Annotated in this window: 1 protein-coding gene; it reads right to left on the minus strand. The window is 74.2% G+C overall.

Going from position 1 to position 885, the window contains the following annotated elements; translation table 11 throughout:
* Positions 1–698 (minus strand): tRNA (5-methylaminomethyl-2-thiouridine)(34)-methyltransferase MnmD (mnmD, locus tag ACFQ27_RS20825; protein ID WP_377354929.1); only part of this gene is annotated, 698 nt, incomplete at its 3' end.
* Positions 699–885 lie beyond the last annotated feature (187 nt).

An 885-nucleotide genomic window follows, 5' to 3' on the forward strand; every position in this document is an offset into this window, starting at 1 on the left:
GCTTCGCCCGGCAGCCAGGCCGCCAGTCGTTCGCGCTTGCGCCCGAAGCCGGGGCGCTTCTCCACCTCGAAGCCCGCCGCCTGCAGCCCGCGCCGCACCGCGCCGGCCACAGTAAAGGTGGCCACCTTGGCGCCGGGCGCCGAGCGCGCGGCCACCTGGGCCATCACCTGCGGCGACCACATCTGCGGGTTGAGGGCCGGCGAGAACCCATCCAGGAACCAGGCGTCGGCGGCCCCGTCCCAGGCCGCCAGGGCGTCCTCGACCGGCGCCACCGCCAGGTCCAGGATCGCCGCCAGTTCAGGAAACTCCACGCGGTGCAGGCCGCGCGCCTTGCCCGGCCAGCGCTGCGCCAAAGCCTGCGCCAGGTCGGCGATCTCCGGCCAGCGGGCCACGGCGCGCAGCATGTCTTCCGCCGTCACCGGATAGGCCTCGATAGAGAAGATATGCAGCCGCCCGTCCGCCGGGCGCTCGCGCCGCCACAGCTCCAGAAGCGCCAGGATGTTCAGGCCGGCGCCGAAGCCCAGCTCGCCGACCACGAACCGGTCGCGGCCGGCCCAGGCGCCCGGCAGCTCGCAGCCCTCCAGGAACACCGCCCGGCTCTCCCCCAGTCCGTCCTCGGGCGAGAAATAGATGTCGCCGAACACCCGGCTGCGCGGGTGGCCGTCGTCGGTCCAGTCGAGAATGGGGCTGTCAGGCATGACGCAAACGAAAGAGGGCCGCCCAGGCGGGCGGCCCTCCATACGCGAAAACGCGTGGGTCGCTTAGTGCTTCGGCGCTTCGGCCGGAGCGGGCGCCGGGGCCATGGCGGCCGACATGGCGTCGCCCTGGGCGGGGGACGAGGCGGTCATGGCGTCGCCGGCGGCGTTGGCGGCGTCGGCCGCGGCG

Origin of the sequence: Phenylobacterium conjunctum (assembly GCF_042679085.1) — a bacterium.
In the GTDB taxonomy this organism is placed as follows: Bacteria; Pseudomonadota; Alphaproteobacteria; order Caulobacterales; family Caulobacteraceae; genus Phenylobacterium; species Phenylobacterium conjunctum.